This is a genomic window from Serratia sp. 2C06 (genome assembly GCF_050037615.1).
GTDB lineage: Bacteria > Pseudomonadota > Gammaproteobacteria > Enterobacterales > Enterobacteriaceae > Serratia > Serratia ureilytica.
This window is the reverse complement of the sequence record NZ_CP188299.1, coordinates 2614608-2638129: the sequence shown is the minus strand read 5'-3', so window position 1 is coordinate 2638129 and position 23522 is coordinate 2614608. Positions and strand designations below refer to the sequence as shown.

The window sequence follows — 23522 nt, the reverse complement described above, 5'->3', positions numbered from 1 at the left end:
CCATGCCTAAATTTGCCGCCAATTTGTCGATGATGTTTACCGAGGTGCCGTTCCTCGATCGCTTTGCCGCCGCTGCCGCACAGGGCTTCAGCGCGGTGGAATTCCTGTTCCCTTACGAGCATCCCGCCGATCTGTTGGCCGAGAAACTGCGCGAACACGGCCTGCAACAGGTGCTGTTCAACACCGCGCCCGGCGATGCCGCCGCCGGCGAATGGGGGCTGGCGGCGCTGCCGGGCCGCGAACGGGATGCGCGCGCCGATATCGATCGCGCGCTGGCCTACGCCATCGCCCTTTCCTGCCCCTGCGTGCACCTGATGGCCGGCGTGGTGCCCGCGAGCGCGGATCGGCGGCGTTATCTCGACACCTTTATCGCCAATGCGCGCTATGCCGCAGACGCTTTTGCGCCGCACGGCGTCAAGGTGCTGATCGAGGCGCTCAGCCCGCCGGTCAAGCCCGACTACCTGTTCGCCAGTCAGCATCAGGCGGCGGAAGCGGTGGCGGCGATCGAAAGACCGAACGTGTTCATCCAGTTCGATTTTTTCCACGCGCAGTTGGTGGACGGCAATATCAGCGGGCTGCTGGAGACGCTGGCCGGGCGCTACGCGCATATCCAGATAGCCTCGGTGCCGGATCGTCATGAGCCCGACGAGGGCGAACTGAATTACCCGTGGCTGTTCGACAAACTGGATGCGCTCGGCTATCAGGGCTGGATCGGTTGCGAATACCGCCCGCGCGGCGACACCGCCGCCGGGCTCGGCTGGCTGAAGCCTTACCGCTAAAGCCGCACGCCGACACCAGGAAATCGATTTTATAACAATGAAACGCACCCGTATCGCCACGCGGCGATCGCGGTGCCCAACGCTTACCCAACGAAAGGCTTTTTTCATGTCTACCTCTCTGCTGTTGCTGATTGCCGTACTCGGCGTGGTGCTGCTGTTATTGATGGTGATTAAGGCGAAGGTGCAGCCCTTTGTCGCGCTGTTGGTGGTCAGTTTGCTGGTGGCGCTGGCCAGCGGCATTCCGACCGGCGAAGTGATGAAAGTGATGACCGCCGGAATGGGCGGCGTGCTCGGCTCGGTGACCATCATCATCGGTCTGGGGGCGATGCTCGGCCGCATGATCGAACAATCGGGCGGCGCCGAGTCGCTGGCGCAGCGTTTCAGCCAGGGTCTGGGGCCGAAACATACCGTCGCGGCGCTGACCCTCGCCGCGTTTATTCTCGGCATTCCGGTCTTCTTCGACGTCGGTTTTATCATTCTGGCGCCGATTATCTATGGCTTCGCCAAGGTCGCCAAAGTGTCGCCGCTCAAGTTCGGCCTGCCGATGGCCGGCGTGATGTTGACGGTACACGTCGCGCTGCCGCCGCACCCCGGCCCGGTCGCCGCCGCCGGCTTGCTCAACGCCGACATCGGCTGGCTAACCATTATCGGCCTCGCGATCTGTATTCCGGTCGGCGTTATCGGCTATTTCGCCGCCAACTACCTCAACCGCAAAACCTATCCGTTATCGATAGAGGTGCTGGAACAGCTGCAGCTGGCGGCGCCGGAGCCGCGTCCGGAAGATCACGCGCCGCTCAGCGATCGCATCAACCCGCCCGGCGCCGGCCTGGTGGCGGCGCTGATCGTCATCCCGATCGCCATCATCATGCTCGGCACCGTCTCCGCCACCCTGCTGCCGGCCGGCTCGGCGCTGCGCGACGCGCTGTCGCTGCTGGGCTCGCCGGCGGTGGCGCTGATGATCGCCCTGCTGTTGGCCTTCTATTTCCTGGCGCTGCGCCGCGGCTGGAGCCTGCAACACGCCGGCGACGTGATGGGGGCCGCGCTGCCGACCGCCGCGGTGGTGATCCTGGTAACCGGCGCGGGCGGCGTGTTCGGCAAGGTGCTGGTGGAGTCCGGCGTCGGCAAGGCGCTGGCGGAAGTGCTGACGGCCATCGGCCTGCCGCTGGTGCCCGCCGCGTTTATCATTTCGCTGGCGCTGCGCGCCTCGCAGGGTTCCGCCACCGTGGCGATCCTGACCACCGGCGGCCTGTTGTCGGAAGCGGTCAGCGGCTTGAATCAGCTGCAGCTGGTGCTGGTAACCCTGGCGACCTGTTTCGGCGGGCTCGGGCTTTCGCACGTCAACGACTCCGGTTTTTGGATCGTCACGCGCTATCTGGGGCTGTCGGTGGCCGATGGCCTGAAGACCTGGACGGTGTTGACCACCCTGCTCGGCCTGAGCGGCTTCCTGTTCACCTGGCTGTTGTGGCTGGCGGCGTGATTTCTCTGGCATACTGAACGCCGTTGTTTTTCATCGCCTTTCATCCTGTGCAGGAGCAGCAACATGACCGTAATCAACACCGCGCCCACGCTTATCACCGAACGCCTGCGGCTGGACGCGCACACGCTGGACGACTTCGACTCGCTGGCCGCGCTGTGGGCCGACCCGCTGGTGGTGCGCTATATCGGCGGCACCCCACGCGACCGGGAAGACTCCTGGGGGCGCCTGATGCGCTACGTTGGCCACTGGGCGCTGTTGGGATACGGGTATTGGGCGGTGCGTGACAAGCAGAGCGGCGAGTACCTCGGCAGCATCGGCTTCTCTAACTTCCTGCGCGACATCACCCCGGCGCTCGATGCGCCGGAGATGGGCTGGACGCTGGTGAGTTCGGCGCACGGCAAAGGCTATGCCACCGAGGCGCTGCGGGCGGCGCTGGCCTGGGGGAAAACGCACCTACCGGGGGAAAAAACCGTCTGCATCATCTCACCTGAAAACCAGGCTTCGCTGGCGTTGGCGAAAAAGGTCGGCTTCAGCGAAAGCCACCGCAGCGAGTACCATCAAAACCCGATCGTGGTGATGCACTGCCCGCTTTGAATGCCTAAGCGCGTTGCACCGCCAACGCCGTCTGAATGAAGTTGTCCCGCAGCGCGTCGGTGCGCTGCGGATCCCAGGCGATACCGACCTGCCACTCCGTCTCCTCGCCGCTCAGAGGTAAAATGTCGATGCCGGCCGGCGCGATATGCGTGATGCTGTGCGGCAGCAGCGCGACGCCGACGCCGGCGGCAACCAACGCCAACAGCGTCTGGATGTCGCCGGCCTGCTGCACCACGTTCGGCGTCAACCGGTGAGCGGCGATAAACCGCAGCGACTGATCGCTCAGCCCGCGCCCGCGTTTAGGGGTCAATTGCAACAGCGGCAGCTGATTGAAACGCGCCATCAGATCGTCGGCGCGCAGCGCCAGTGCGCCCGGCGCGGCCAGCACCAACCTATCGCTCAGCAATGCCACACCGCACAGCGGCGTATTGACCGGCAAGCGCACGAACCCCGCCTGCAACTCTCCCTGCAGCAACAGCTGATACTGCCGCTCCGACGGCAGATCTTCGAGGCCAATCGCCACCTCGGGAAACCGTTGGCGAAAGGCGGCCACCAGCTGCGGCGCCAGATGAAAACTGGACAGGCCAAACCCCAGCGCCAGCCGCCCCGCTTCCCCGAGCGCCACCCGCCGCGCGCGCCGCTGAAACTGCTGATACTGCTCCACCAGCGCCTGCGCCTCCGGGTAAAGCCGCCGCCCGCCGGCAGTGAGCACCGCCCCTTGTCGGCCGCGCTCGAACAGCCGAACGTCAAGCTGGGCTTCCAGCGCCTGAATTTGCTTGCTCAGCGCCGGTTGGCTGATGCACAGCAGGCTCGCCGCCTGCCGATAGTTGCCCTGCTCCGCCAGCGCCACCAGGGCGCGCAGTTGTTTTATATCCATTCCATTAGGTTATCAAATAAGGAATTTAATTGATTATACAGTAATCAATTCGCCTGCTGTAATCAATGCATACCCCAACCGGAGAGATCCCATGACCACCTCATTACGCGCCGCCACGGTGCAATTCCAGCATCGCGCCAATGACAAGAATTACAACCTGTCGACCATGGAACGCTTTATCGCGGAAGCGGCCGAACAACAGATACAGCTGTTGGCCTTCCCGGAAATGTGCGTCACCGGCTATTGGCACGTGCGCCATCTGTCCGACGCCGAAGTGCGGGCGCTGGCGGAACCGATCGTGAGCAGCCCTTCGCTGGCGCGCATTCGCCCGCTGGCTGAGCGTTACAACATGGCGATTGGCGTCGGGCTGATCGAGCTGGGCGATGACGGCCGGTGTTACAACTCCTATGCCGTTTGTCTGCCGGACGGCGAACTGCATGTGCACCGCAAACTGCACGCCTTCGAGCACCCGGCTATCGCCAGCGGCGACCGCTATACGGTGTTCGATACCCCCTGGGGCGTACGCGTGGGCGTATTGATCTGCTGGGACAATAATCTGGTGGAGAATGTGCGCGCAACGGCGCTGCTGGGCGCGGACGTGCTGATCGCCCCGCACCAGACCGGCGGCACCCATTCGCGCAGCCCGCACGGCATGAAGCCGATCCCGCAGGCGCTGTGGCAGCGGCGCGTGGAAGATCCGCAGGCGATAGAAGCCGCCTTTCGCGGCGAACACGGCCGCGGCTGGCTGATGCGCTGGCTGCCGTCGCGCGCTCACGACAACGGGCTGTTCTTGCTGTTCAGCAACGGCGTGGGCCGAGATGACGATGAAATACGCACCGGCAACGCGATGATCCTCGATCCTTACGGCCGGATCGTGGCGGAGACCTGGGCGGCGGAAGACCGGATGGTCAGCGCCGAGCTCGATCTGACGCTAATCCCGCTCAGCACCGGTCGCCGCTGGATCTACGGGCGGCGCCCCGAGCTGTACGGGTTGTTGACCGAGCCGCAAGGCTACGAGCGCGATGCCCGCAGCGCGCGCTTTTCGACGCAGCCGACGGGGCGCGGCGGTGAATGACAGATAAAAAAAATCCGCCCGGAGGCGGATTTTTTATGGGTGCGGCAAACAAGGCCGCAGGTTCATGCCCGCAGGCACGAACACACTTAGAAGCGGTAGCCTACGCCAACGTTCCAGGTGCCAACGTCAACGCTGCGAATGCGGTTCTGCTCGTAACCGACATCCAGGGCAACGTTCTCGATTGGGTTGAACTGCAGACCGGCGCCGTAGGTGAAGCCGTAGTCAGCGGTGTCGTGACGAGAAGTGCCGTTCTGAGCGTTGGTAGTGAATTTACCGTAACCCAGGCCAACCAGACCGTAGATGCTCGCCCAGTCATTGATGCGGTATGCTGGACCGGCAGAGATAGAGTTGTACTGAGCTTTGTTATAGAAACCGTCCTGAGAACCGTCCTTTTCCAGGTGGGTAAAGGAACCGATTACGCCCAGTGGGTTGTTGTCGAACTCGTAACGGTATTTCAGGTTGAAACCGTCGGCTTTGTTAGCAACGCCTTGGAAATCACCCTGCGCATAGCCAGCGGATACGGTGCTCTGACCAGCGAATGCGGTACCTGCGCTAACTGCTAATACGCAAGCTGCTACTGCGGAAAGACATGCAATTTTTTTCATAACCACCTCAAACGCGTTTTATTATTAAGTACATCCATTTGTTCATGCTTTGAAAATATAACAAAAATTAGCGTGAAACTCTGCCTTGAAATGAGTGTCTAATGCTTTATATCGTGTAACAGAAGATTTCAAGAACAGTGTATCTTCTTCTTTTCGCTCTATTTTCGGCCGTATTCTACGACTTTCTGTGACAAAAATCACCTATTTAATATCCAGATAATTCTTAAGAAAAAGCGCACTTTTTGACCAAATCCGCCACATCTCATCCGAGGATCGGCGGATTTCACCGCGATGCGCGCTTTTCTCAGACAGATTTTCGCCATTTCATTTACACTGCTCGCATCCCCGTTTCGACCGTTTTCTCAAGGCTGAGGAACGGCGCATAAAAGGCCCGTTAAGGATGTCGTTATCTACTGCCGGCAGAGCGCCCTCCGCGCTGCTGCCCATTTGTCTGTTAATCATCGCCATGGTGTCGATCCAGAGCGGCGCTTCGTTGGCCAAAAGCCTGTTCCCGATCGTGGGCGCGGAAGGCATCACGACGCTGCGTCTTTTCATCGGCACCCTGATTCTGTTCATCATCTTCCGCCCGTGGCGCATGCGCATCGCCGCCGGCAGCCGCTTGCCGCTGTTGATTTACGGCCTGTCGCTCGGCGCGATGAACTACCTGTTCTACCTGTCGTTGCGCACCGTGCCGCTCGGCATCGCCGTGGCGCTGGAGTTTACCGGCCCGCTGGCGGTGGCCATGTTCTCGTCGCGGCGGCCGATTGACTTCCTTTGGGTGGCGTTGGCGATCGCCGGGCTGTGGTTCCTGCTGCCGCTTGGTCACGGCGTAGGCGGAATCGACCCGTTCGGTGCCGCCTGCGCGCTCGGCGCCGGCGCCTGCTGGGCGGTCTATATCATCTTCGGCCAGAAGGCCGGCGGCGATCACGGCCCCGGCACGGTGGCGCTCGGCTCGCTGATCGCCGCGTTGGTGTTCTGCCCGATCGGCGCCTGGCAAACCGGCAGCGTGCTGTTCAACGTTGAGATTCTGCCGATAGCGCTGGCGGTGGCGATCCTCTCCACCGCGCTGCCTTATTCGCTGGAGATCATCGCGCTGCCCAAAATTCCGGCGCGCACCTTCGGCACCTTGATGAGCCTGGAACCGGCGATGGCGGCGTTATCCGGCATGCTGTTCCTCGGCGAACACCTGAGCGGCGTGCAATGGCTGGCGCTGGCGGCGATCATCGCCGCCTCCATGGGCTCCGCCCTCACCATTCGCCCCAAACCTCGCCTCGAAAGCCTTTCCTGATGACCCGACTCGCCTGCAGACCGCAACGTCGGAATGCAGGCGGGTTAACTGTTTTCCTCGTGACAAGTCGGCATACTTCCCCTTAGCCTGTATCGCAGGCTCTTTGGACTTTCGCTCACATGGAGAATAACAGTGATTCACAACAGCCTGTTCAACCCACGCTTCGGCCGCGGACTCGCGCCGGCGCTGGTTTCAACCCTGACCGAATTGCGCCGATGCGACCTGCCAGAACTGGCGCTGGGGCATCACCCGATCGACGGCGACAACATCTTTATGGACGTGATGACGCTGACCACCGCGCCGGCGGCGGAAAAGCGCGCCGAAATGCATCAGGAATACATTGCGCTGCATCTGCTGATCAGCGGTGAAGAGCGCATCGAATACGGTCTGGCGGGCAACGGACATCGCGAACAACCCCACGCGGAAAATAGCGATCTGCTGCTGCTGGACATCAAACGCCACCCGCAAACGCTGCACATGACGCACGGCATGTTCGCCCTCTTTTTCCAGATGGAGCCGCACAAGACCGGCTGCGTGTGGCAGCGTCCACAGCAAATCAAGAAAGCGGTGGTGAGGATCCATCACCGTCTGCTGCTGTGAACCTGCGGCAGCGCCCGTAGAAAATCGGCGGCCTGGCGGGGAGAACGCAGGCGCACGAAACGGCGTCCGGCGTCGGGACGAGCCATCTCCGCCAGGTATTTTCGCCGGTTCTTCGAGTAAGTGCGGATCGTCCAGAGCACGATCGACTCGCGGCTGAAGAAAGAACGGCGGAAGCTTTCCCGATTGCCGGTGCCCGGCCACAGCTCGCTTTTGCCGGCCGCGCGTCGGCACGCGCGGCGCACGGCCTGCCACAGCGTGCGGCCGAAACCGTAGTCCAGCCACAGAATATAATCGACCTCGCGCCACTTGCTCGGCTGCGTGCGGCTGTAATTGCCGTCCAGCACCCAGCCATCCCCCGCTTCGGCCAGCGTCTGTTCAAGCCGCGCTAGGAACGCGTCATCAGGCGTTCCCTGCCATTCGGGCCGCCAATACAGCCTGTCCATCTCGATATAGGGCACGCCAAGCCGTTCCGCCAGTTGACGCGCCAGGGTGCTTTTACCGCTGCCGCTGGTGCCGACGACGTTAATTTTCATTATTCGCCTATAAAGAGAGAGGATAATTGCCCTACTGTAGCGGCATCAATTACCGCTATCAATATGAATGGATGAGAAATTAACACCACGATAACAAAGCGGATATTTAGCCGAAGCCCGCAGGCGAAAAAATAAAATAACCAGGGTAAATTTTCACAGCCATAAACAATAAATCAGCGAATGATAAATAATTATATTTTTCATGGTGTTGCATTAATTAAAAATTCAACCAGATCCATTATTCGTAGGCTAACCCTATTTGTGCAATAGCCATTTTCGTCCGGCAAAAATAAACAGCCCTGCTATAATTGATCCCGTAACGAAATAGGACAACGACTAATCAAGAGGATATCTGATATGAGTACCGCTAAACTGGTGAAAACGAAATCTTCTGATCTGCTGTATACCCGTAACGATCTGGACGAAAAAATCAAACTGGCCGCCATCAAGGCGCTGAACCATCAGGTCGTGCAATTCATCGATCTTTCGTTGATCACCAAACAGGCGCACTGGAACATGCGTGGCGCGAACTTTATCGCGGTTCATGAAATGCTGGACGGCTTCCGCACCGCCATCATCGAGCACCAGGACACCTTCGCCGAGCGCGTGGTGCAGCTGGGCGGCGTGGCGCTGGGCACCGTACAGGTGGTGAACGATCGCACGCCGCTGAAAAGCTATCCGACCAATATCCACAGCGTGCAAGAACACCTGAAAGCGCTGGCCGATCGCTACGGCGCGGTGGCGAATGACATCCGTAAGGCCATTACCGAAGTGGAAGACGAAGACACCGCCGACATGTTCACCGCCGCCTCGCGCGATCTGGATAAGTTCCTGTGGTTCATCGAATCCAACATCGAATAACGCCGCAGCGCGTTGCAGACCGCCCGTCGTGCCGGGCAGAACAGGCTGGGCTTCGCCCGGCCTGTTTTCTTTTGCGCGGCCGTTGAATTGTGCAAAAAACGGCCCATATTAAACGGTAGGTTTCCCTTGTCAGGAGGTCATGATGGCCAGCGGCTGGGCGGCGGACGGCGCCGTACAAGATCAGATTGATTCTACCGTCGACGATGCGGTGCAGCGTGCGCGTGATGCGCTCGGGCATGGCGAGAGCGAGCGCTATTGCCAGGAATGTGGAGAACCGATCCCCGAGGCGCGCCGCAAGGCGCTGAAGGGGGTGCGTTTTTGTGTCACCTGCCAGGCCGAACAAGACAAAAAACACGCGGCCAGCAGCCTGTACAACCGGCGCGGCAGCAAAGACAGCCAGTTGCGCTAGCATTATCTGCTCCCCTTTTTCCCCCTCTCGCAGTCACGCTTGCACCGTCAATGGATCATGAAAGTTAGAGTTAGTTATCAATATTGAAGCAAAAACGTTAAAGAACGGTTGTTTCACAGCCAAAATTTGGTTAATGATAGCCCCGTGCACCAAGATAATTCTTACGCACCATTTCGGTGCCTCATTGTGGTGCATAACCATAACTATTCGCCGTCACGGCACAACATCACGCAGTAACTCTTTGTTTTTATATTAGTTGAAAACATGGCACGATTTTTTCATGGCACCAACTGCAATATAAAAAATGGGTAATCCGCAACCTGTACAGGAATTCCTCTCATGAAGTCGATTTTTAAAGTCTCCCTGGCCGCACTCTCCCTGGCCTTTGCCGTAAGTTCCCACGCAGCAGACAAACTGGTGGTCGCCACCGACACCGCTTTCGTTCCTTTTGAGTTCAAGCAAGGCGACAAATACGTCGGCTTCGACATCGACCTGTGGGCCGCCGTCGCCAAAGAGCTGAAGCTGGACTACACCCTGAAACCGATGGACTTCGGCGGCATCATTCTGGCGCTGCAGACCAAAAACGTCGATCTGGCGCTGGCCGGCATCACCATCACCGATGAGCGCAAGAAAGCCATCGACTTCTCAGACGGTTACTACAAAAGCGGCCTGCTGGTCATGGTCAATGCCGACAACAACAGCGTGAAAGGCATCGACGATCTGAACGGTAAAGTGGTGGCGGTCAAAAGCGGCACCGGCTCGGTGGATTACGCCAAGCAGCACATCAAAACCAAGGATCTGCGTCAGTTCCCGAACATTGACAACGCCTATATGGAACTGGGCACCAAGCGCGCCGACGCGGTGCTGCACGACACGCCAAACATCTTATACTTCATCAAGACGGCCGGCGCCGGCAAGTTCAAAACCGTCGGCGATTCGCTGGAAGCGCAGCAGTATGGCATCGCCTTCCCTAAAGGCAGCGACGAGCTGCGCGAGAAGGTGAACGGCGCGCTGAAAACCCTGCGCGAGAACGGCACCTATAACGAAATCTACAAGAAGTGGTTCGGCACCGAACCTAAGTAAGCGGTGAACTTGGCACGCTATTAACTTAAGCACAGGGGGTCGCTTAACCCCCTGCGCTTCGTTGTATCTGATACCCACGTTTGGGATCACCGGGAGAAATATCATGCAGTTCGACTGGAGCGCCATCTGGCCCGCCATTCCTATCTTGTTAGAGGGCGCCAAAATGACCCTGTGGATTTCGGTCCTCGGTCTGATTGGCGGCCTGATCATCGGCCTCGTCGCCGGCTTTGCCCGCACCTACGGCGGATGGATCGCCAACCACATCGCGTTGGTGTTTATCGAAGTGATCCGCGGCACGCCGATCGTGGTGCAGGTGATGTTCATCTACTTCGCCCTGCCGATGGCGTTCACCGATTTGCGCATCGATCCGTTCACCGCGGCGGTGGTGACCATCATGATCAACTCCGGCGCCTACATCGCGGAAATCACCCGCGGCGCGGTGCTGTCTATCCATAACGGTTTCCGCGAAGCCGGGCTGGCGCTCGGCCTGTCGCGCCGCGAAACCATCCGCTACGTCATTATGCCGCTGGCGCTGCGCCGCATGCTGCCGCCGCTGGGCAACCAGTGGATCATCAGCATCAAAGACACCTCGCTGTTCATCGTGATCGGCGTGGCGGAGCTGACCCGTCAGGGTCAGGAAATTATTGCCGGTAACTTCCGCGCGCTGGAAATCTGGAGCGCCGTGGCGGTTATCTACCTGATTATTACTCTGGTGCTGAGCTTCGTGCTGCGTCGTCTGGAAAGAAGGATGAAAATCCTGTGATTGAATTTAAAAACGTCTCCAAGCATTTTGGCCAAACCCAGGTGCTGCACAACATCGATTTGAAGATCGACAAAGGCGAAGTGGTGGTGATCATCGGGCCGTCCGGCTCCGGCAAATCCACCCTGCTGCGCTGCATCAACAAGCTGGAAGAGGTGACCAGCGGCGATCTGATCGTCGATGGCCTGAAAGCCAACGATCCGAAAGTAGACGATCGGTTGATCCGCCAGGAAGCCGGCATGGTATTCCAGCAGTTCTACCTGTTCCCGCACCTGACGGCGCTGGAAAACGTCGCCTTCGGCCCGATCCGCGTGCGCGGCGCGAAGAAGTCCGATGCGGAAAAGCTGGCGCGCGAGCTGCTGGCCAAGGTCGGTCTGGCGGAGCGCGCCCACCACTACCCGTCCGAACTGTCGGGCGGCCAGCAGCAGCGCGTGGCGATCGCGCGCGCGCTGGCGGTGAAGCCGAAAATGATGCTGTTCGACGAGCCGACCTCCGCGCTCGATCCGGAGCTGCGCCACGAAGTGCTTAAGGTGATGCAAGACCTGGCCGAGGAAGGCATGACGATGGTTATCGTCACCCACGAAGTCGGCTTTGCCGAAAAAGTGGCGTCGCGCCTGATCTTTATCGACAAGGGCCGGATTGCCGAAGACGGCAACCCGCACGATCTGATCAACCATCCGCCGAGCCCGCGTCTGCAGGAATTCCTGCAGCACGTTTCCTGATCCTGGCGGTTTAACGGCGGGCGCGCCACGCGCCCGCCGCTTTCATTCCGCACGCTCTCCCACGCCCCATCGCGTTTCCTTTCCTACTATATTGATTGTTTTTCATCGTATTGCTCTGACATCCGCCGATCACAGAACGCCAAAGAGAGGAACCATGCCGCCAAACGCAGACTCCCGACGAGGTTCTCATCTGCGAGAACACCTGCTTTTCCTGCTGCTGTTGACCCTGAGCGTCTTCGCACCACCGGCGCTGGCGCAAAACGCGCCGCCTGCGCCCGCCGACAAGAGCGAGCAGCAGAAAGCCGCCTACGCCGCGCTGGCCGATCTACTGCAAGACGACCAAGCGCGCGCGGAACTCATCGACCACCTGAAACAGACCGCCGGCGACGCTGCGGCCGCCGCGCCGGCAACGCCGGAGGAATCGACGCCCGTTACGCTGAGCGACAGCCTGAACTCGCTGGCGCAGGAAGGCATCGGCACCTTTAACCAGAAGCTCGGCGCGCTGCAAAAGCTGATCGATTCCGGCCCGAAGCGCGTTTTCAATCCCGCCGGCTTTTTCCGCGCGCTGGGCTACTTTCTGCTGACGGTGGCGGTCACCTTTGCGCTGTTCCACCTGATCCGCCGGCTGATCGCGCCGCTGTACAAGCGCATGGGCAGTTGGGGGCACAACGCCAGGCTGCAGCGCGGCCCGTGGTATAAGCGCCCCGCAGCCATTCTCGGCGCTTTCGCCATCGATCTGCTGGTGCTGCTGCTGGCGCTGGCGGCAGGCAACCTGTTCGCCCGCCACGTCCACGCCGACAGCGCCACCATCCTGCGGCTGCAGACCCTGTTTCTCAGCGCCTTCGCGGTCATTGAATTTTTCAAGGCGGTGCTGCGGCTGATTTTCGCCCCCAGCTTCGACTATCTGCGCCCGTTCCCCTTCAGCGATCGGAGCGCGTGCTATTGGAACACCCGCCTCGCCTGGCTCAGCGGCCTGATCGGCTATGGCCTGATGGTGGTGGTGCCGGTGGTGGCGGTGCAGATCAGCTATTCGGCCGCCGCCGCCGTCAATCTGGTGGTGATGCTGGCGCTGACGCTGTACGCCATTTGGCTGATCCTGCACAACCGCAAACCGATACAGCAACAGATCAACCTGCTGGCCGAACGGTCGATGGCATTTTTCAGCGTGATCCTGCGCGGGCTGGGGCATGTCTGGCACCTGCTGGCGATCGCCTATTTTCTGGTGCTGTTCGTGCTGTCCCAGTTCGACATCGGCAACAGCCTGCGCTTTATGATGAGCGCCACGGTAAAAAGCCTGCTGGTGGTCGGCGTCGGCGCCCTGCTGTCCGGCATGCTGACCCGCTGGATTTTCCGCCGCATTTCGCTGCCGAGCGACGTCAATTTACGCTATCCGATGCTCGAGCGGCGCATCAACTCTTACATCCCCAACGGGTTGAAGATACTGCGGGTGATGGTGGTGCTGGCAGTGACGCTGTTTCTGCTCGATGCCTGGCATCTGATCAACCTGTATCAATGGGCGGGCAGCGAAAATGGCCAGCGGACGCTCGGCGGGCTGGTGCATATTCTGCTGATCCTGCTGATCGCCGTGTTTAGCTGGACGCTGATGGCCAGCATCATCGAGCACCGCCTGGCGCTGGAGCTGAGCAACGGCGTGCGGCCGAGCGCGCGCGAACGCACGCTGCTGACGCTGTTTCGCAACGTGTTGGCTATCGTTATCAGCACCATCACCGTGATGATCGTGCTGTCGCAGGTCGGACTGAACATCGCGCCGCTGCTGGCGGGCGCCGGCGCGCTGGGGCTGGCCATCAGCTTCGGTGCCCAGACGCTGGTGAAAGACGTGATCACCGGCGTGTTCATCCAGTTCGAAAACGGCATGAACACCGGCGAATACGTCACCGTCAGCGGCATCACCGGCACCGTGGAGCGCATGACCATCCGCTCGATCGGCCTGCGCGACGACTACGGCGTCTATCACATCGTGCCGTACTCTTCGATCACCACGCTGGCCAACTATGCGCGTGAGTTCGGGGTGTATCGCGCCAATTATACCGTCAGCCGCGACGAGGACATCGATCGGGTCAATGAGGTGCTGCATCAGGCCATCGCGGCGTTGAAGCAGGATGAACAGGTGAAGCATTTCCTGATTGGCGAGCCGGTCTTCAACGGCGTGGTAGCGCTGGGCGATCGTTCGTTCACCACCCGCGTGACGGTGCGCACGCAGGCGCTGAAACAGTGGGTGGTGCAATACGCCCTCGACCGGCTGGTGAAAATCCATTTCGATCGGGCCGGCATCGGCATGCCGCAGCAGGCGATGCAGATTTCCCGCGCGCCGCAGCCGCATGACGAGCAGGCGCCGCCCGCGGCGATCTGAGGTTAGCGCCCGCGCCCGCAGGGCTGAGCGGCCAAGAAGGCCGCCACGTCCTGCCGGTAGGCGTCGTATTGCACCGAGCGCGGGGCAAACAGGCCCACCACGTTGATCAGCCACGGATGGCGCGCGAACAGCGGCTTGACCATCACATGATCGGCCTCGTCGATGCGCGTCACCGTCAGCAGCGAGGCCGGGATCGTTTGCCGATACACGCGCTCGGTTTCGTCCGCGTCCACGTTGACGTCGCGCCCGCCCAGGATCAGGTGCACCGGCGTGGCGAAATGCCGCAATCCCGCCGTCGCGTCGCTGGCCATGTTGGCGCGAATAAAGCGCCAGCGGTCGGCGCTCAATGCAGCGGCGGCGCCAGACTCACGGCGGTACTGTTCGTAGCCGTCCGGCTGTTCGAGCAGCGTTTGGATGTGGCGCCAGTGCGCCTCGCGCGCGGCGATCGACGCTTCATCGTCCCCTGCCGCCGCCATCGCCGCCCGAGTGTTGTAGCGCCCCTGCCGCAGCCAGTTGATCGCCGGCGCCACCGCCAGCGTAAACGCGATGTCGGGGCGCAAACGCGCCACCTCCGGCATTACCCACCCCGCCTGACTGGAGCCCCACAGCCCCACGCAGCGCGCATCGAAGCGCCCGTCCCGCCGGGCCCAGTCGATGATATCGACGGTTTCCCGCGCGCGATCCGCCATGGTCTGATGCAGCCAGTTGCCGCCGGAGCCGCCCACGCCCGGCTTATCGAAGGATAAAACCGCATAGCCCTGCTGCGCCATCGTCTCCCAAATGCCGTAATAGCCTTCGTCGCGGCTGGCGTTGGCCGGTCCATCGCCGTGCACGAACACCACGACGCCGGGCTTCACCGGCGCATGCTCCGGCAGCACCAGCGTGCCGGTCAGCCGATTGCCACCGGCGGTCACCACGACCGGTTCGGTGACAAAGCGAAAGTCGTTGACGTAAATCACCCAGCCGAGCACCGGCAAGAGCAGCGCCACGAGACACAGCCCTATTCTGCGCACGTCGCCTCCCCGCTGCGTTTCTCCATCAACACCCAATCGGCCTGGCCGAACAGCAAGCCCAGCGAGGCGTAATGTTCTTCGCGCCGCACCTGAAAACCGCAGCGCTGATACAGACGCTGCGCATCGACGTTGCGCCGGCTGACGTGCAGGCTCAGGCGCCGGCCTGCGCCTTGTTCGGCGGCGTAGTCGTTCATCCACTGCAGCAGTCGCCTGCCCACCCCTTTGCCGCGCTGACTCTCGGCCACCGCCAGGTAGGAAAGATACAGCTCATCGGCCGCCGGGGTGTGCTGCAACACCGCAATTTGCAGATACATACGCCAAACGTTTAGCCAGCCATAGCGGCGACACAGCCGCCAAATCGGCAAGGCGCGCGGACGTGGCCCAGCGCGGTTCTCGCCATCGATGGCATTCAGGGCAAAGGCCGCCACCACCTGTTCATCCTGTTTCACCACGAAGCTGCGCTCCCGGCTGCCGCTTTGCCGCCAACGCCACAGCCGATAGAACAGACGCCACTGAAGGCGGGCGCTCAGACGGCGCGCGCGCTGGAATTTGTCGCAGAACGCGGCGTAGATCAACGCCGCCGTTTGCAGGCGGTCAGCGTCGCGATAAGGCTCAATGTGCAACATATCAACCTCGACTAGGGTTGGCGGTAGAGCAGCTGTTCCAACAGCCGCACCGGCGTGATCGCCTCCGGCGAAGGCGACGCGAAGATCGCCTGCCGCCAAGCCTGGCTTTCGATCACGTCCAGCACCAGCTGCGCGAGCGACAAGGGCGCTATCGCCGGCGCGATCTCGCCGATTTGCTGAGCCTCGGCGATCGTCGTCGCCAGCGCCTCAATCAACTGCCGCTGGTTGGCGCTGAACGGCTCAGCCAATGCCGGGTTACGCGCCACTTCAGCCACAATCTCCGCCGACAGTTGCACATTGTCCGGTTCGGCGACAAAAGCGTGATAGGCGGTGAAAAAGGCCGACAGCGCCTGTTTCGGCCGCTTTTTCTCGGCCCGCAATGCGGCGGCGAACTCGGCGAATACGCCGTTTTCCAGCAGCGCGATCTCGCCGATCAGCACCTCCTTGCCGGAAAAATGGTTATAGAGGTTGCCCACGCTGACGCCCGCCGCCTGGGCGATATCCCGCATGCTGGTCTGGTGAAATCCCTTATGGGTAAAGCTGTGCAGCGCAGCGTCGACAATCTTTTCTCGGTTTCCCATCGGCAGCTCCCGAAACGGTGAAGGGGCGCTGGGCGCCGTAAATTGATACAAAAAAATGAACGAACGTTCGTTCACATTTAAGGATAGCATAGGCCGGTAAAATTGAACCGCGGCTCAACGGCGCAGAGATCGGTGGGAAGAGACAAACGCCGCCCCGCTTTCAGGGGCGGCGCCCGGCAAACTCAGTGCAGCGCGTCGCCCTGCTTCACCGACGTAAACGCCTGCATCAGTTTCACGACGTCATGCATGCCGATGTTGACCTGATTGATCACTTCTCCGGCGTCATGGGTCAATGCCACACCGCCGCCGGCCTGTTCCACGCAGGTCGCCATGCCGGCGATCGCCGCCGCCACGCCTTGCTGGATAGACTTGGTCATGCGTTCGATCTCGGTCGCCGCCTTGCGCGACTGTTCCGCCAGCGTGCGCACCTCGTTGGCCACCACCGCAAAACCGCGCCCGTGCTCACCGGCGTGGGCGGCTTCGATGGAGGCGTTAATCGCCAGCAGATTGGTTTGCGAGGCAATTTTACGAATGGCTTCGACGATGGTGCCGATCTGCTGAGAGCACTTGCCAAGCTCGGTGACCACGTCCGACGTTTCGCGCGCCGCCGCTTCGACCTGCTGCATGCCCTTCACCGCCTGCTGCACGATGACCGCGCCCTGCGCCGCCTGCCGGTCGGTATCGAGCGACAGATGATGCGCGTTGCGCACCATCTCTTCTTCATGCTGCTGCTGTTGCATCAGCCGGGTGATGTCCTGGGCGATCTTCACCACTTTCACCACCTGGCCGTCGTTGTCGAGGATCGGGTTATAGCTGGCCTCCAGCCAGACCCGTTCGCCGCGCCGGTTGACGCGCTCAAAACGCCCGGTGATGAACTCGCCGCGCGCCAGGCGCTGCCAATGCCGCCGATAGTCGTCGGAAGCGGCGAACGCCGGTGGGCACAGCACCGCATGCGACTGCCCGCACGCTTCTTCCAGCCGATAGCCCATCAGCGCCAGCATATTGTCGTTGGCGCTGACAATGTCGCCCTGCGGCGTGAAAGAAATCATCGCCATCGAGCGATTCAGCGCCGCCAGCAGGCTGCGGTGTTCCTGCGCCTGGGTCACTCGCTCGGTCACTTCGCTGGCGATCTTGACGATTTCCACCACCTTACCCTGTTTATTCAGCACCGGCGCATAGGTGCCCTGCAGCCACACCGCCTCGCCGTTTTTCGCGATGCGCTTTATCGTGTCCGTGATGGGTTGCCCTTTATTCAGCGTCTCCCAATGTTCGCGATATAACGGGCTGGCGACATAGTTCGGATCGCAGAAAATACGGTGATGCCGGCCTATCACATCATCGCGTTGAAATCCGAGCGTGCTGAGAAAGAGATCGTTGGCGCGCAATACCGTGCCGTCGGGCGAGAATACAATCATGGGAACGGCGTGTTCTATCGCGCTCAGTTCGGCGCCTTTGTGGGTAGTTAACTGACTGAATCGTAAAAGCATAGGGTGTAGTCCTTGTGGCAGATGATCGCGCTTTTCTTATTTTGTCTGGCCACATGCCGCGCCCACACGCAGACGTGCCATCGCGGAAGGAGCGGGCAGCGCCGATCCTTCTGGTTATTGCTCTTAACCGGATTAAATTTATTTATTCAGTAAAGTAATTATTCGAATTTAAATAAACCAACAACCTAAGATTTTTATTATGAATAACTGTATTGAGAATAACGTAAGTGATGAAAATTGAAAGGTAAAATGCGGGTTTTTGTCGGCGCCGGCAGGATAACCGGCGCCGGGAAGATTAACGCCAGCGTTCGGCTGCCCAGGCGGCCTGTTGCTCGGCGTCATGGAAGGTCCAGGCGACGAAGCGGCTGATCTTCTGCCCTTGCGCCATCTCGATGGTGCGCACCTCGGCCGCCCCCGCCACTTTCAGCGCATGGTAGATGGCCGGCAACGTGGTGTTTTTCGAGATAAGCGAGGTGAACCACAGGCAGTTATTGGCCTTGCTGACGCTCTCTTCCACCATCTTGCGCACAAAGGCTTCTTCGCCGCCTTCGCACCACAGCTCGTTGTTCTTGCCGCCGAAGTTTTGCACCGGCTTGTCGGCCACTTCCCCTTTGCCCAATTTATGCAGCTTGCGGCGGGTGCTGGCACGCGCTTCCTGCTCGGACGCGTGGAACGGCGGGTTGCACAGGGTGGCGTCGAATTTCTCGGCCGCGCCGATGATGCCGCTAAAAATCAGCTCAGGCTGTTTTTGCAACCGCAGACGCACGCTGTTGCGCAGCGTCGGGTTCATCTCGACGATCATTTTGGCGGCGTTCAGCGACACCGGATCGATTTCGGAGCCGGTGAAACGCCAGCCGTATTCGCGCAGGCCGACGATCGGGTAAATGCAATTGGCGCCGACGCCAACGTCGAGGATCGCCACGCCCTTGCCGCGCGGGACCTCGCCGCCGTTGCTGGTCGCCAGCAGATCCGCCAGGTGGTGCAGATAGTCGGCGCGGCCGGGGATCGGCGGGCACAGGTAATCAGCCGGAATATCCCAGTGTTCGATGCCGTAAAAGTGTTGCAGCAACGCACGGTTGAGCATTTTCACCGCCGCCGGATCGGCGAAGTCCACCGAGACATCGCCCCAGGCGTTCGGTTTTACGAACGGCGCCAGCGCCGGGCAGCTGGCGATCAGCGCCGGGAAGTCGTAGCGCGAACGATGACGGTTGCGCGGATGCAGGCCGCTTTTCTGCTGCGGGAAGGTTTTCTTTTTTTCCACCGTGACGGGCTCTCTTGAAGGTATTTCCGGCGCGTAAGATAACACATCCGGCCCGGAATGGCGCAGCGGCGGGAAACCCGGCACAATGAAAGCTTCATCGATTGCCACAGGGGCCCCCATGAGCCGTGAATCTCGTTATTATTATGAACCCGCCGCCGGCCACGGCCTGCCGCACGATCCGCTGAACGCCATCGTCGGCCCGCGCCCCATCGGCTGGATCTCTTCCCGCAGCGCCGCCGGCTTGCGTAATCTGGCGCCCTACAGCTTTTTCAACTGCTTCAACTATCGCCCGCCGATCATCGGTTTCGCCAGCACCGGCTGGAAAGACAGCGTGGCGAATATCGTGGAAACCGGTGAGTTCGTTTGGAACCTGGCGACGCGCCCGCTGGCGGAAGCGATGAACAACAGTTCCATCACCCTGCCGCGCGGTGAGGACGAATTCGCCTTCGCCGGCGTTACGCCGCTGCCCGGGCGCCGGGTCAAAGCCGAGCGCGTGGCCGAAAGCCCGGTGAACTTCGAATGCCGGTTGACCCAATGCATCCAACTGCAAACCGCCGCCGGGGAACAGGTGGAGACCTGGCTGGTCTTGGGCGAGGTGGTGGCGGTGCATCTCGATCCGGCGCTGCTGGATGAACACGGCGTCTACCAGACCGCCGCCGCCGAACCGATCCTGCGCGCCGGCGGCCCGACCGCCTACTACGGCATTTCCGAACAGCACCGTTTCGATCTGACGCGCCCGACACGCTGATCGTTTCCCCCGTTTAGGCAGAAGATAAACGGGGGAATTAATAATCAAAAAAATTGAATAAAACCATCAACACTCTCCGATTTCATCCCGCCTGTCACTGCGCAATAATCCTCCCATCGAAAGGCAAACCCCTTTCTCCCTAATTGACTTTGACAGGAATGACGAACATGAAAACCATCAAAACTTTTGCTGCCGCTATCGCCCTGGCTACCGTTTCTTTCACCACTTTCGCCGCTGAACACGTCAGCGCGCAGGATGCCGCCCAATTCGAAAAAGCCGGCGTGATCGTCGCCAGCGGCGCGACCGACTTGAGCAGCCTGAAATCCCAGTTGGCCGCCAAAGCCGATGCGGCGGGCGCCAAGGCTTTTACCATCACCTCCACCAGCGGCAATAACCTGATGCACGCCACCGCGGTTATCTACAAATAATCGCCGCCCAGACGTCAAAAAGCCCGCCGGCTATCCCCCCGGCGGGCTTTTTTTATGTTCAAGTGCATTAGCGCTGAATGGGTAAGACAGTGAGTTTTTTGCCGTCCGCTTTGTCAGCAACCAATGTAAATTCAGTCCAATATTTGCGCGGTGCCTCATTTGACGCATTGCCGACCGTCGCAATCTCAACCGAATAGCTATGCCCAATCTTGAACCCGTCGAAAGCCTCCGTCAGGCATTCGCCAGGCATGACCGCTATCGGCTGCTGGCCCGGCGCAACCGACGTGGACCATTCCGCCTTCCCTCCGGCCCCCGGTTGATAAATTCCGATGCCCACCAGCTCGCGTTTTCCGTCAATATCGTCCGGCACGCTAACGCATACGCGATTGTTTTTAACGCTGACGTTTGCCGGATAGAACCAGGGACGCTCCTGCACACAGCCGCTCAGTAATACCAGCGCCAATAAAAAAGTCAGTTTTTTCATTTCATTGCCTTAGGGTTACGCGGCTCTTGTAGGAACAACCGTAACACGGTTTCATCGTTAGCGCCGAACAGGCAAGACAGCGAGTTTCTTACCGTCCGCTTCGTCAGCACCCCACGCGTAAACGGACCGGACAATGCTGCCGGAAACGGGTAGAAACCGCGTATTTAATGGGGTTTGCAGGGGGATGAGCACACATTTTTTTACCGCTCCATTGCTGGACTAACGGGAGAGGATGATTATCATGTTATGCAGACTACAGATGCAGAGAGCGTTGTATGCAACATATCATTGAAGGTTTCCTCAGTTTCCAAAAAGAGATTTTCCCGCAGCGTAAGGAACTCTTTCGCAGCCTGGCCTCCAGCCAAAATCCTAAAGCGCTTTTCATCTCCTGTTCTGACAGCCGTCTGGTGCCCGAGCTGGTGACGCAGCAAGAGCCTGGGCAACTGTTCGTTATCCGTAACGCCGGTAATATCGTCCCTTCCTTTGGCCCGGAGCCGGGTGGGGTTTCTGCCACCATCGAGTACGCGGTGGTGGCGCTGGGCGTGACTGATATCGTGATTTGTGGCCACTCGAACTGTGGCGCCATGAAGGCTATCGCGTCCTGTCAGTGCCTCGACCCCATGCCTGCCGTTGCCCACTGGCTGCACTACGCGGATGCGGCCAAAGCGGTGGTCGAGAAGAAAACCTGGGATAACGAAACAGACAAAGTTAACGCTATGGTTGAAGAGAACGTCATAGCTCAGCTAAATAATATCAAAACCCACCCTTCTGTGGCGGTGGGTCTGCGCAACAGTGGGCTGCGCCTGCACGGCTGGGTGTACGACATCGAAAGCGGGGAGATTCGTACGCTGGATAGAAACACCAAGAGTTTCATTTCTCTGGCCGATAATCCCGACGTCTATTTCGAATAAAATAGCGCCGGTTTTAGCCATTAAATAAAATCCACGCCGCGGCGTGGATTTTATTGTCAGCCTTAAACCTGGCGCGCCTCTATCGCCGCGGCGAAGTCGTGGCACATCCGTTCATCACCGTCGGCGTTGTCCGCCAATACCGTCTCGCCATCCACCACCCGGATGTGCGCCTCCAAATCGAAATCTGCCGGCGGCTGCGGGCGCCTGGCCGCGGCCGCCATCGTCTGCTGCGCCTCGTGCCACGCCTGCGCCACCGTCTGGTTGCAGGCCTGCGCCAGATAGTCCGGATTAAACCCTTCGCCGGTCAGGCTGCGCAACGTGTCGTCATGGCTGACGCTGTTGCCCGGCAACCAGTAGTGTTGCGCCAGATCCGGGCCGATGGCCGGGTTGTCCGTCAGGTAGCCGTCGCGCTGCAGGAAGAAGTGACGGGTTTGCTCTACCGCCATCATCGCCAGCAGATAGCCCTGGTAGGAACAGGCTGACTCCAGCGACAGCAGGTGCGGGATCGCCAGCGTCGGGCGCGGGCTGCCGCTGATGCCAAGGATCTTTTGCTCGACCTCGCGCGCCAGCGCGGTGATGGCTTCCGGCGTTCGCTGCGCGTCATCCCACTGGTACAGCGCCCACTCGAAGTACGGCACCAGCAGGATGTGGCGTTCGTTGAACGCACGCATCGGCTGGCGCGCCGCGATGCCGGCTTCGATCAGCGCATCGGGCACCGCTTCGCCGGCGGCGTTTTTCGCATAGCGTTTCAGCCAGTCGGCGTCGTCCAGCAGGCTGTCGCAGAACATCGACTGGGTTTCGGCATAGGCCATCGAGGTCGGCGGGAACTCCTGCGAGAAGCACGGTGCATTCTGGCGGATGTTGGCGAAGTGCGCCGCGTGGCCGCCCTCGTGGAACAGGGTGTTGAGCCCATAAGCGCCGCTGCCCACCTGCCCCGGCTGCGCCAGGCTGGTGAAGTTGATGCGCGCCGGCACCCATTCCCCCTGGCGCACAAACGGCGGCACCGGGCCGTGCATGAAGCCGTTCTCAAACTTGCCTTTGCGCACCAGCAGATCGAGATTCATCTCGGCGCCGCCAAAACCGATGTGCAGACGTTTGAAGCTGTCGACCCAGCGTTCCAGCGAACGAGAAAACGGGAAGTAAGGATCCAGTTGACGGGTGACGTCGCCGGCGCTGGCGAAGCGTACGTTCCACGGCTCCAGCGCCTGGTCGCCCTTGTCGGCCGCCAGCTGTTGCAGGCTGCGCGCGTTGGCCTCGCGGGTTTCCCGCTCGAAGCGATCCAGAATGGCGAACAGCTGCTCCGGCGTCATGCGCTCGGTTTTGTTCACCTTATAGTCGAAATAGTTGCGATAGCCCATCTGGCGCGCAAAGCGGTTGCGCAGGCCAATCAGCTCCGGCAGGCCGTTATGCAGCAGCCATTGCTCCAGGTCGCGCAGCGCCTGCTGCGAGCTGCGGCGGTAGTCTTCGTTCGGGTTGGTTGCCTGGTTGGTCAACAGTTCGCCGAGCGAGGCCGCCACCCGCCGGCCCTCGGCGTTCAGGTGCGTGACCTGATAGCCCTTGCGGCGCGAGTAAAGATCGGACTCGGCGTGAATGATCTGATCCAACAGCGCCTGCGCCTGCGGATCTTCGATGGCGTTGCAGTCGAAGAAACGCAGCCAACCTTGCAGGCCGTGGATCAGCGCATCGCGCTGCGCCTCCTGCGGCAGCGCTTCCAATCCGGCCAGCAGGCTGCGGATCTCGGCCAGCCGGCGCGGTTCGGCGATAAAGCGCTTATAGGCGCTTTCCGCGGCGGAAAAGCGCGCCGACACGTCTTCACCGCCGGTGCCCATGTAGTTTTGCCAGAACAGCTCTTCTTTGGCGCGGTGAACGTCGAGGTAATCCTGGTTCAATTGATTGAAGTAATCGAGAGCCTGTTGCATAACCGTCCTTCTCAGCCGATGAGGAAATAT

Annotated in this window: 25 protein-coding genes; 15 read left to right on the top strand and 10 right to left on the bottom strand. The window is 60.5% G+C overall.

Translation table 11 applies throughout. The features are described 5' to 3' along the window. Positions 1 to 2 precede the first annotated feature (2 nt). The 3 genes from otnI to ACP3TA_RS13080 all read left to right on the top strand — a co-directional run bounded on the left by otnI (position 3) and on the right by ACP3TA_RS13080 (position 2850). The gene (gene otnI, locus ACP3TA_RS13090; RefSeq protein WP_069101075.1) at positions 3 to 779 is read left to right on the top strand and encodes a 2-oxo-tetronate isomerase; all 777 of its coding nucleotides are present in this window, start codon (positions 3 to 5) and stop codon (positions 777 to 779) included. 106 nt (positions 780 to 885) lie between these two features. Next, positions 886 to 2256, top strand: coding sequence for a GntP family transporter (locus ACP3TA_RS13085; RefSeq protein WP_033642396.1), 1371 nt, complete (start codon positions 886 to 888; stop codon positions 2254 to 2256). A 63-nt stretch (positions 2257 to 2319) separates the two neighbouring features. Further along, positions 2320 to 2850, top strand: a complete 531-nt coding sequence (locus tag ACP3TA_RS13080) for a GNAT family N-acetyltransferase (RefSeq protein WP_033650561.1) — start codon at positions 2320 to 2322, stop codon at positions 2848 to 2850. Positions 2851 to 2854: 4 nt separating this feature from the next. Here ACP3TA_RS13080 and ACP3TA_RS13075 read toward each other — a convergent pair whose 3' ends face one another. After that, positions 2855 to 3727 carry a LysR family transcriptional regulator gene (locus ACP3TA_RS13075; RefSeq protein WP_047025033.1) on the bottom strand — a complete coding sequence of 291 codons (873 nt, stop codon included), beginning with the start codon at positions 3725 to 3727 and terminating at the stop codon, positions 2855 to 2857. A gap of 91 nt (positions 3728 to 3818) precedes the next feature. Between ACP3TA_RS13075 and ACP3TA_RS13070 the strand changes: the two genes are divergently transcribed. Then, positions 3819 to 4802, top strand: a complete 984-nt coding sequence (locus ACP3TA_RS13070; RefSeq protein ID WP_069101077.1) for a nitrilase family protein — start codon at positions 3819 to 3821, stop codon at positions 4800 to 4802. A gap of 86 nt (positions 4803 to 4888) precedes the next feature. Here the strand turns inward: ACP3TA_RS13070 and ompX are convergent, their stop codons facing one another. Continuing rightward, complete coding sequence (ompX, locus tag ACP3TA_RS13065) at positions 4889 to 5407, bottom strand: outer membrane protein OmpX (protein WP_019454480.1); 519 nt, start codon at positions 5405 to 5407, stop codon at positions 4889 to 4891. Between the two features lie 400 nt (positions 5408 to 5807). Between ompX and rhtA the strand changes: the two genes are divergently transcribed. Both rhtA and nanQ read left to right on the top strand, forming a co-directional pair. Then, positions 5808 to 6695, top strand: coding sequence for a threonine/homoserine exporter RhtA (rhtA, locus tag ACP3TA_RS13060; protein WP_033650558.1), 888 nt, complete (start codon positions 5808 to 5810; stop codon positions 6693 to 6695). A 132-nt stretch (positions 6696 to 6827) separates the two neighbouring features. Then, entirely contained in the window at positions 6828 to 7295 is a 468-nt protein-coding gene (nanQ, locus tag ACP3TA_RS13055; protein ID WP_033642391.1) for an N-acetylneuraminate anomerase, read from the top strand. Here the strand turns inward: nanQ and ACP3TA_RS13050 are convergent. Continuing rightward, positions 7277 to 7828: a shikimate kinase gene (locus ACP3TA_RS13050; protein WP_046686676.1), complete on the bottom strand. Its 552-nt coding sequence runs from the start codon at positions 7826 to 7828 to the stop codon at positions 7277 to 7279. The genes nanQ and ACP3TA_RS13050 overlap by 19 nt on opposite strands. Positions 7829 to 8185: 357 nt before the next feature. On the opposite strand from ACP3TA_RS13050, the gene dps reads away from it, so the two are divergent. The 6 genes from dps to ybiO all read left to right on the top strand — a co-directional run bounded on the left by dps (position 8186) and on the right by ybiO (position 14034). Continuing rightward, the gene (gene dps / locus ACP3TA_RS13045; protein ID WP_016928514.1) at positions 8186 to 8689 is read left to right on the top strand and encodes a DNA starvation/stationary phase protection protein Dps; all 504 of its coding nucleotides are present in this window, start codon (positions 8186 to 8188) and stop codon (positions 8687 to 8689) included. A 142-nt stretch (positions 8690 to 8831) separates the two neighbouring features. Further along, positions 8832 to 9098, top strand: coding sequence for a DksA/TraR family C4-type zinc finger protein (locus ACP3TA_RS13040; RefSeq protein ID WP_033642389.1), 267 nt, complete (start codon positions 8832 to 8834; stop codon positions 9096 to 9098). A 339-nt stretch (positions 9099 to 9437) separates the two neighbouring features. Continuing rightward, positions 9438 to 10181, top strand: coding sequence for a glutamine ABC transporter substrate-binding protein GlnH (gene glnH / locus ACP3TA_RS13035; RefSeq protein WP_426784296.1), 744 nt, complete (start codon positions 9438 to 9440; stop codon positions 10179 to 10181). A 103-nt stretch (positions 10182 to 10284) separates the two neighbouring features. Beyond that, positions 10285 to 10944, top strand: a complete 660-nt coding sequence (glnP, locus tag ACP3TA_RS13030) for a glutamine ABC transporter permease GlnP (RefSeq protein ID WP_004939229.1) — start codon at positions 10285 to 10287, stop codon at positions 10942 to 10944. Next, positions 10941 to 11663 carry a glutamine ABC transporter ATP-binding protein GlnQ gene (glnQ, locus tag ACP3TA_RS13025; protein ID WP_004939230.1) on the top strand — a complete coding sequence of 241 codons (723 nt, stop codon included), beginning with the start codon at positions 10941 to 10943 and terminating at the stop codon, positions 11661 to 11663. The genes glnP and glnQ overlap by 4 nt, the downstream gene beginning before the upstream one ends. A 154-nt stretch (positions 11664 to 11817) precedes the next feature. Further along, complete coding sequence (ybiO, locus tag ACP3TA_RS13020; RefSeq protein WP_198774554.1) at positions 11818 to 14034, top strand: mechanosensitive channel protein; 2217 nt, start codon at positions 11818 to 11820, stop codon at positions 14032 to 14034. 2 nt (positions 14035 to 14036) lie between these two features. Here the strand turns inward: ybiO and ACP3TA_RS13015 are convergent, their stop codons facing one another. The 5 genes from ACP3TA_RS13015 to rlmF all read right to left on the bottom strand — a co-directional run bounded on the left by ACP3TA_RS13015 (position 14037) and on the right by rlmF (position 19002). Continuing rightward, positions 14037 to 15047, bottom strand: a complete 1011-nt coding sequence (locus ACP3TA_RS13015; protein ID WP_033642386.1) for an alpha/beta hydrolase family protein — start codon at positions 15045 to 15047, stop codon at positions 14037 to 14039. Then, positions 15035 to 15673, bottom strand: coding sequence for a GNAT family N-acetyltransferase (locus ACP3TA_RS13010; RefSeq protein WP_197771662.1), 639 nt, complete (start codon positions 15671 to 15673; stop codon positions 15035 to 15037). The genes ACP3TA_RS13015 and ACP3TA_RS13010 overlap by 13 nt, the downstream gene beginning before the upstream one ends. 11 nt (positions 15674 to 15684) lie before the next feature. Then, complete coding sequence (locus tag ACP3TA_RS13005; RefSeq protein WP_206196175.1) at positions 15685 to 16254, bottom strand: TetR/AcrR family transcriptional regulator; 570 nt, start codon at positions 16252 to 16254, stop codon at positions 15685 to 15687. Between the two features lie 182 nt (positions 16255 to 16436). Further along, positions 16437 to 17741, bottom strand: coding sequence for a methyl-accepting chemotaxis protein (locus tag ACP3TA_RS13000; protein ID WP_046686672.1), 1305 nt, complete (start codon positions 17739 to 17741; stop codon positions 16437 to 16439). A gap of 295 nt (positions 17742 to 18036) precedes the next feature. Next, positions 18037 to 19002: a 23S rRNA (adenine(1618)-N(6))-methyltransferase RlmF gene (gene rlmF, locus ACP3TA_RS12995; protein ID WP_170853332.1), complete on the bottom strand. Its 966-nt coding sequence runs from the start codon at positions 19000 to 19002 to the stop codon at positions 18037 to 18039. A gap of 118 nt (positions 19003 to 19120) precedes the next feature. On the opposite strand from rlmF, the gene ACP3TA_RS12990 reads away from it, so the two are divergent. Both ACP3TA_RS12990 and bhsA read left to right on the top strand, forming a co-directional pair. After that, entirely contained in the window at positions 19121 to 19750 is a 630-nt protein-coding gene (locus ACP3TA_RS12990) for a flavin reductase family protein (RefSeq protein ID WP_046686671.1), read from the top strand. Positions 19751 to 19917: 167 nt separating this feature from the next. Next, positions 19918 to 20178: a multiple stress resistance protein BhsA gene (bhsA, locus tag ACP3TA_RS12985; protein WP_015377148.1), complete on the top strand. Its 261-nt coding sequence runs from the start codon at positions 19918 to 19920 to the stop codon at positions 20176 to 20178. Positions 20179 to 20245: 67 nt separating this feature from the next. Here bhsA and ACP3TA_RS12980 read toward each other — a convergent pair whose 3' ends face one another. After that, the gene (locus tag ACP3TA_RS12980) at positions 20246 to 20662 is read right to left on the bottom strand and encodes a putative T6SS immunity periplasmic lipoprotein (protein ID WP_101453364.1); all 417 of its coding nucleotides are present in this window, start codon (positions 20660 to 20662) and stop codon (positions 20246 to 20248) included. 275 nt (positions 20663 to 20937) lie between these two features. Here ACP3TA_RS12980 and ACP3TA_RS12975 point away from each other — a divergent pair, with 275 nt between their 5' ends. Further along, positions 20938 to 21573 carry a carbonic anhydrase gene (locus tag ACP3TA_RS12975; RefSeq protein ID WP_101453365.1) on the top strand — a complete coding sequence of 212 codons (636 nt, stop codon included), beginning with the start codon at positions 20938 to 20940 and terminating at the stop codon, positions 21571 to 21573. A gap of 62 nt (positions 21574 to 21635) precedes the next feature. Here ACP3TA_RS12975 and ACP3TA_RS12970 read toward each other — a convergent pair whose 3' ends face one another. Beyond that, entirely contained in the window at positions 21636 to 23492 is a 1857-nt protein-coding gene (locus tag ACP3TA_RS12970) for a M3 family metallopeptidase (protein ID WP_206196174.1), read from the bottom strand. Between the last annotated feature and the right edge of the window lie 30 nt (positions 23493 to 23522).

What these genes read in the sequence shown, in the direction of transcription:
- otnI (WP_069101075.1), top strand. Translation starts at nt 3, where the DNA reads ATGCCTAAATTTGCCGCCAATTTGTCGATGATGTTTACCGAGGTGCCG.
- ACP3TA_RS13085 (WP_033642396.1), top strand. Translation starts at nt 886, where the DNA reads ATGTCTACCTCTCTGCTGTTGCTGATTGCCGTACTCGGCGTGGTGCTG.
- ACP3TA_RS13080 (WP_033650561.1), top strand. Translation starts at nt 2,320, where the DNA reads ATGACCGTAATCAACACCGCGCCCACGCTTATCACCGAACGCCTGCGG.
- ACP3TA_RS13075 (WP_047025033.1), bottom strand. Translation starts at nt 3,727, where the DNA reads ATGGATATAAAACAACTGCGCGCCCTGGTGGCGCTGGCGGAGCAGGGC.
- ACP3TA_RS13070 (WP_069101077.1), top strand. Translation starts at nt 3,819, where the DNA reads ATGACCACCTCATTACGCGCCGCCACGGTGCAATTCCAGCATCGCGCC.
- ompX (WP_019454480.1), bottom strand. Translation starts at nt 5,407, where the DNA reads ATGAAAAAAATTGCATGTCTTTCCGCAGTAGCAGCTTGCGTATTAGCA.
- rhtA (WP_033650558.1), top strand. Translation starts at nt 5,808, where the DNA reads ATGTCGTTATCTACTGCCGGCAGAGCGCCCTCCGCGCTGCTGCCCATT.
- ACP3TA_RS13050 (WP_046686676.1), bottom strand. Translation starts at nt 7,828, where the DNA reads ATGAAAATTAACGTCGTCGGCACCAGCGGCAGCGGTAAAAGCACCCTG.
- dps (WP_016928514.1), top strand. Translation starts at nt 8,186, where the DNA reads ATGAGTACCGCTAAACTGGTGAAAACGAAATCTTCTGATCTGCTGTAT.
- ACP3TA_RS13040 (WP_033642389.1), top strand. Translation starts at nt 8,832, where the DNA reads ATGGCCAGCGGCTGGGCGGCGGACGGCGCCGTACAAGATCAGATTGAT.
- glnH (WP_426784296.1), top strand. Translation starts at nt 9,438, where the DNA reads ATGAAGTCGATTTTTAAAGTCTCCCTGGCCGCACTCTCCCTGGCCTTT.
- glnP (WP_004939229.1), top strand. Translation starts at nt 10,285, where the DNA reads ATGCAGTTCGACTGGAGCGCCATCTGGCCCGCCATTCCTATCTTGTTA.
- ybiO (WP_198774554.1), top strand. Translation starts at nt 11,818, where the DNA reads ATGCCGCCAAACGCAGACTCCCGACGAGGTTCTCATCTGCGAGAACAC.
- ACP3TA_RS13010 (WP_197771662.1), bottom strand. Translation starts at nt 15,673, where the DNA reads ATGTTGCACATTGAGCCTTATCGCGACGCTGACCGCCTGCAAACGGCG.
- ACP3TA_RS13005 (WP_206196175.1), bottom strand. Translation starts at nt 16,254, where the DNA reads ATGGGAAACCGAGAAAAGATTGTCGACGCTGCGCTGCACAGCTTTACC.
- ACP3TA_RS13000 (WP_046686672.1), bottom strand. Translation starts at nt 17,741, where the DNA reads ATGCTTTTACGATTCAGTCAGTTAACTACCCACAAAGGCGCCGAACTG.
- ACP3TA_RS12990 (WP_046686671.1), top strand. Translation starts at nt 19,121, where the DNA reads ATGAGCCGTGAATCTCGTTATTATTATGAACCCGCCGCCGGCCACGGC.
- bhsA (WP_015377148.1), top strand. Translation starts at nt 19,918, where the DNA reads ATGAAAACCATCAAAACTTTTGCTGCCGCTATCGCCCTGGCTACCGTT.
- ACP3TA_RS12980 (WP_101453364.1), bottom strand. Translation starts at nt 20,662, where the DNA reads ATGAAAAAACTGACTTTTTTATTGGCGCTGGTATTACTGAGCGGCTGT.
- ACP3TA_RS12975 (WP_101453365.1), top strand. Translation starts at nt 20,938, where the DNA reads ATGCAACATATCATTGAAGGTTTCCTCAGTTTCCAAAAAGAGATTTTC.
- ACP3TA_RS12970 (WP_206196174.1), bottom strand. Translation starts at nt 23,492, where the DNA reads ATGCAACAGGCTCTCGATTACTTCAATCAATTGAACCAGGATTACCTC.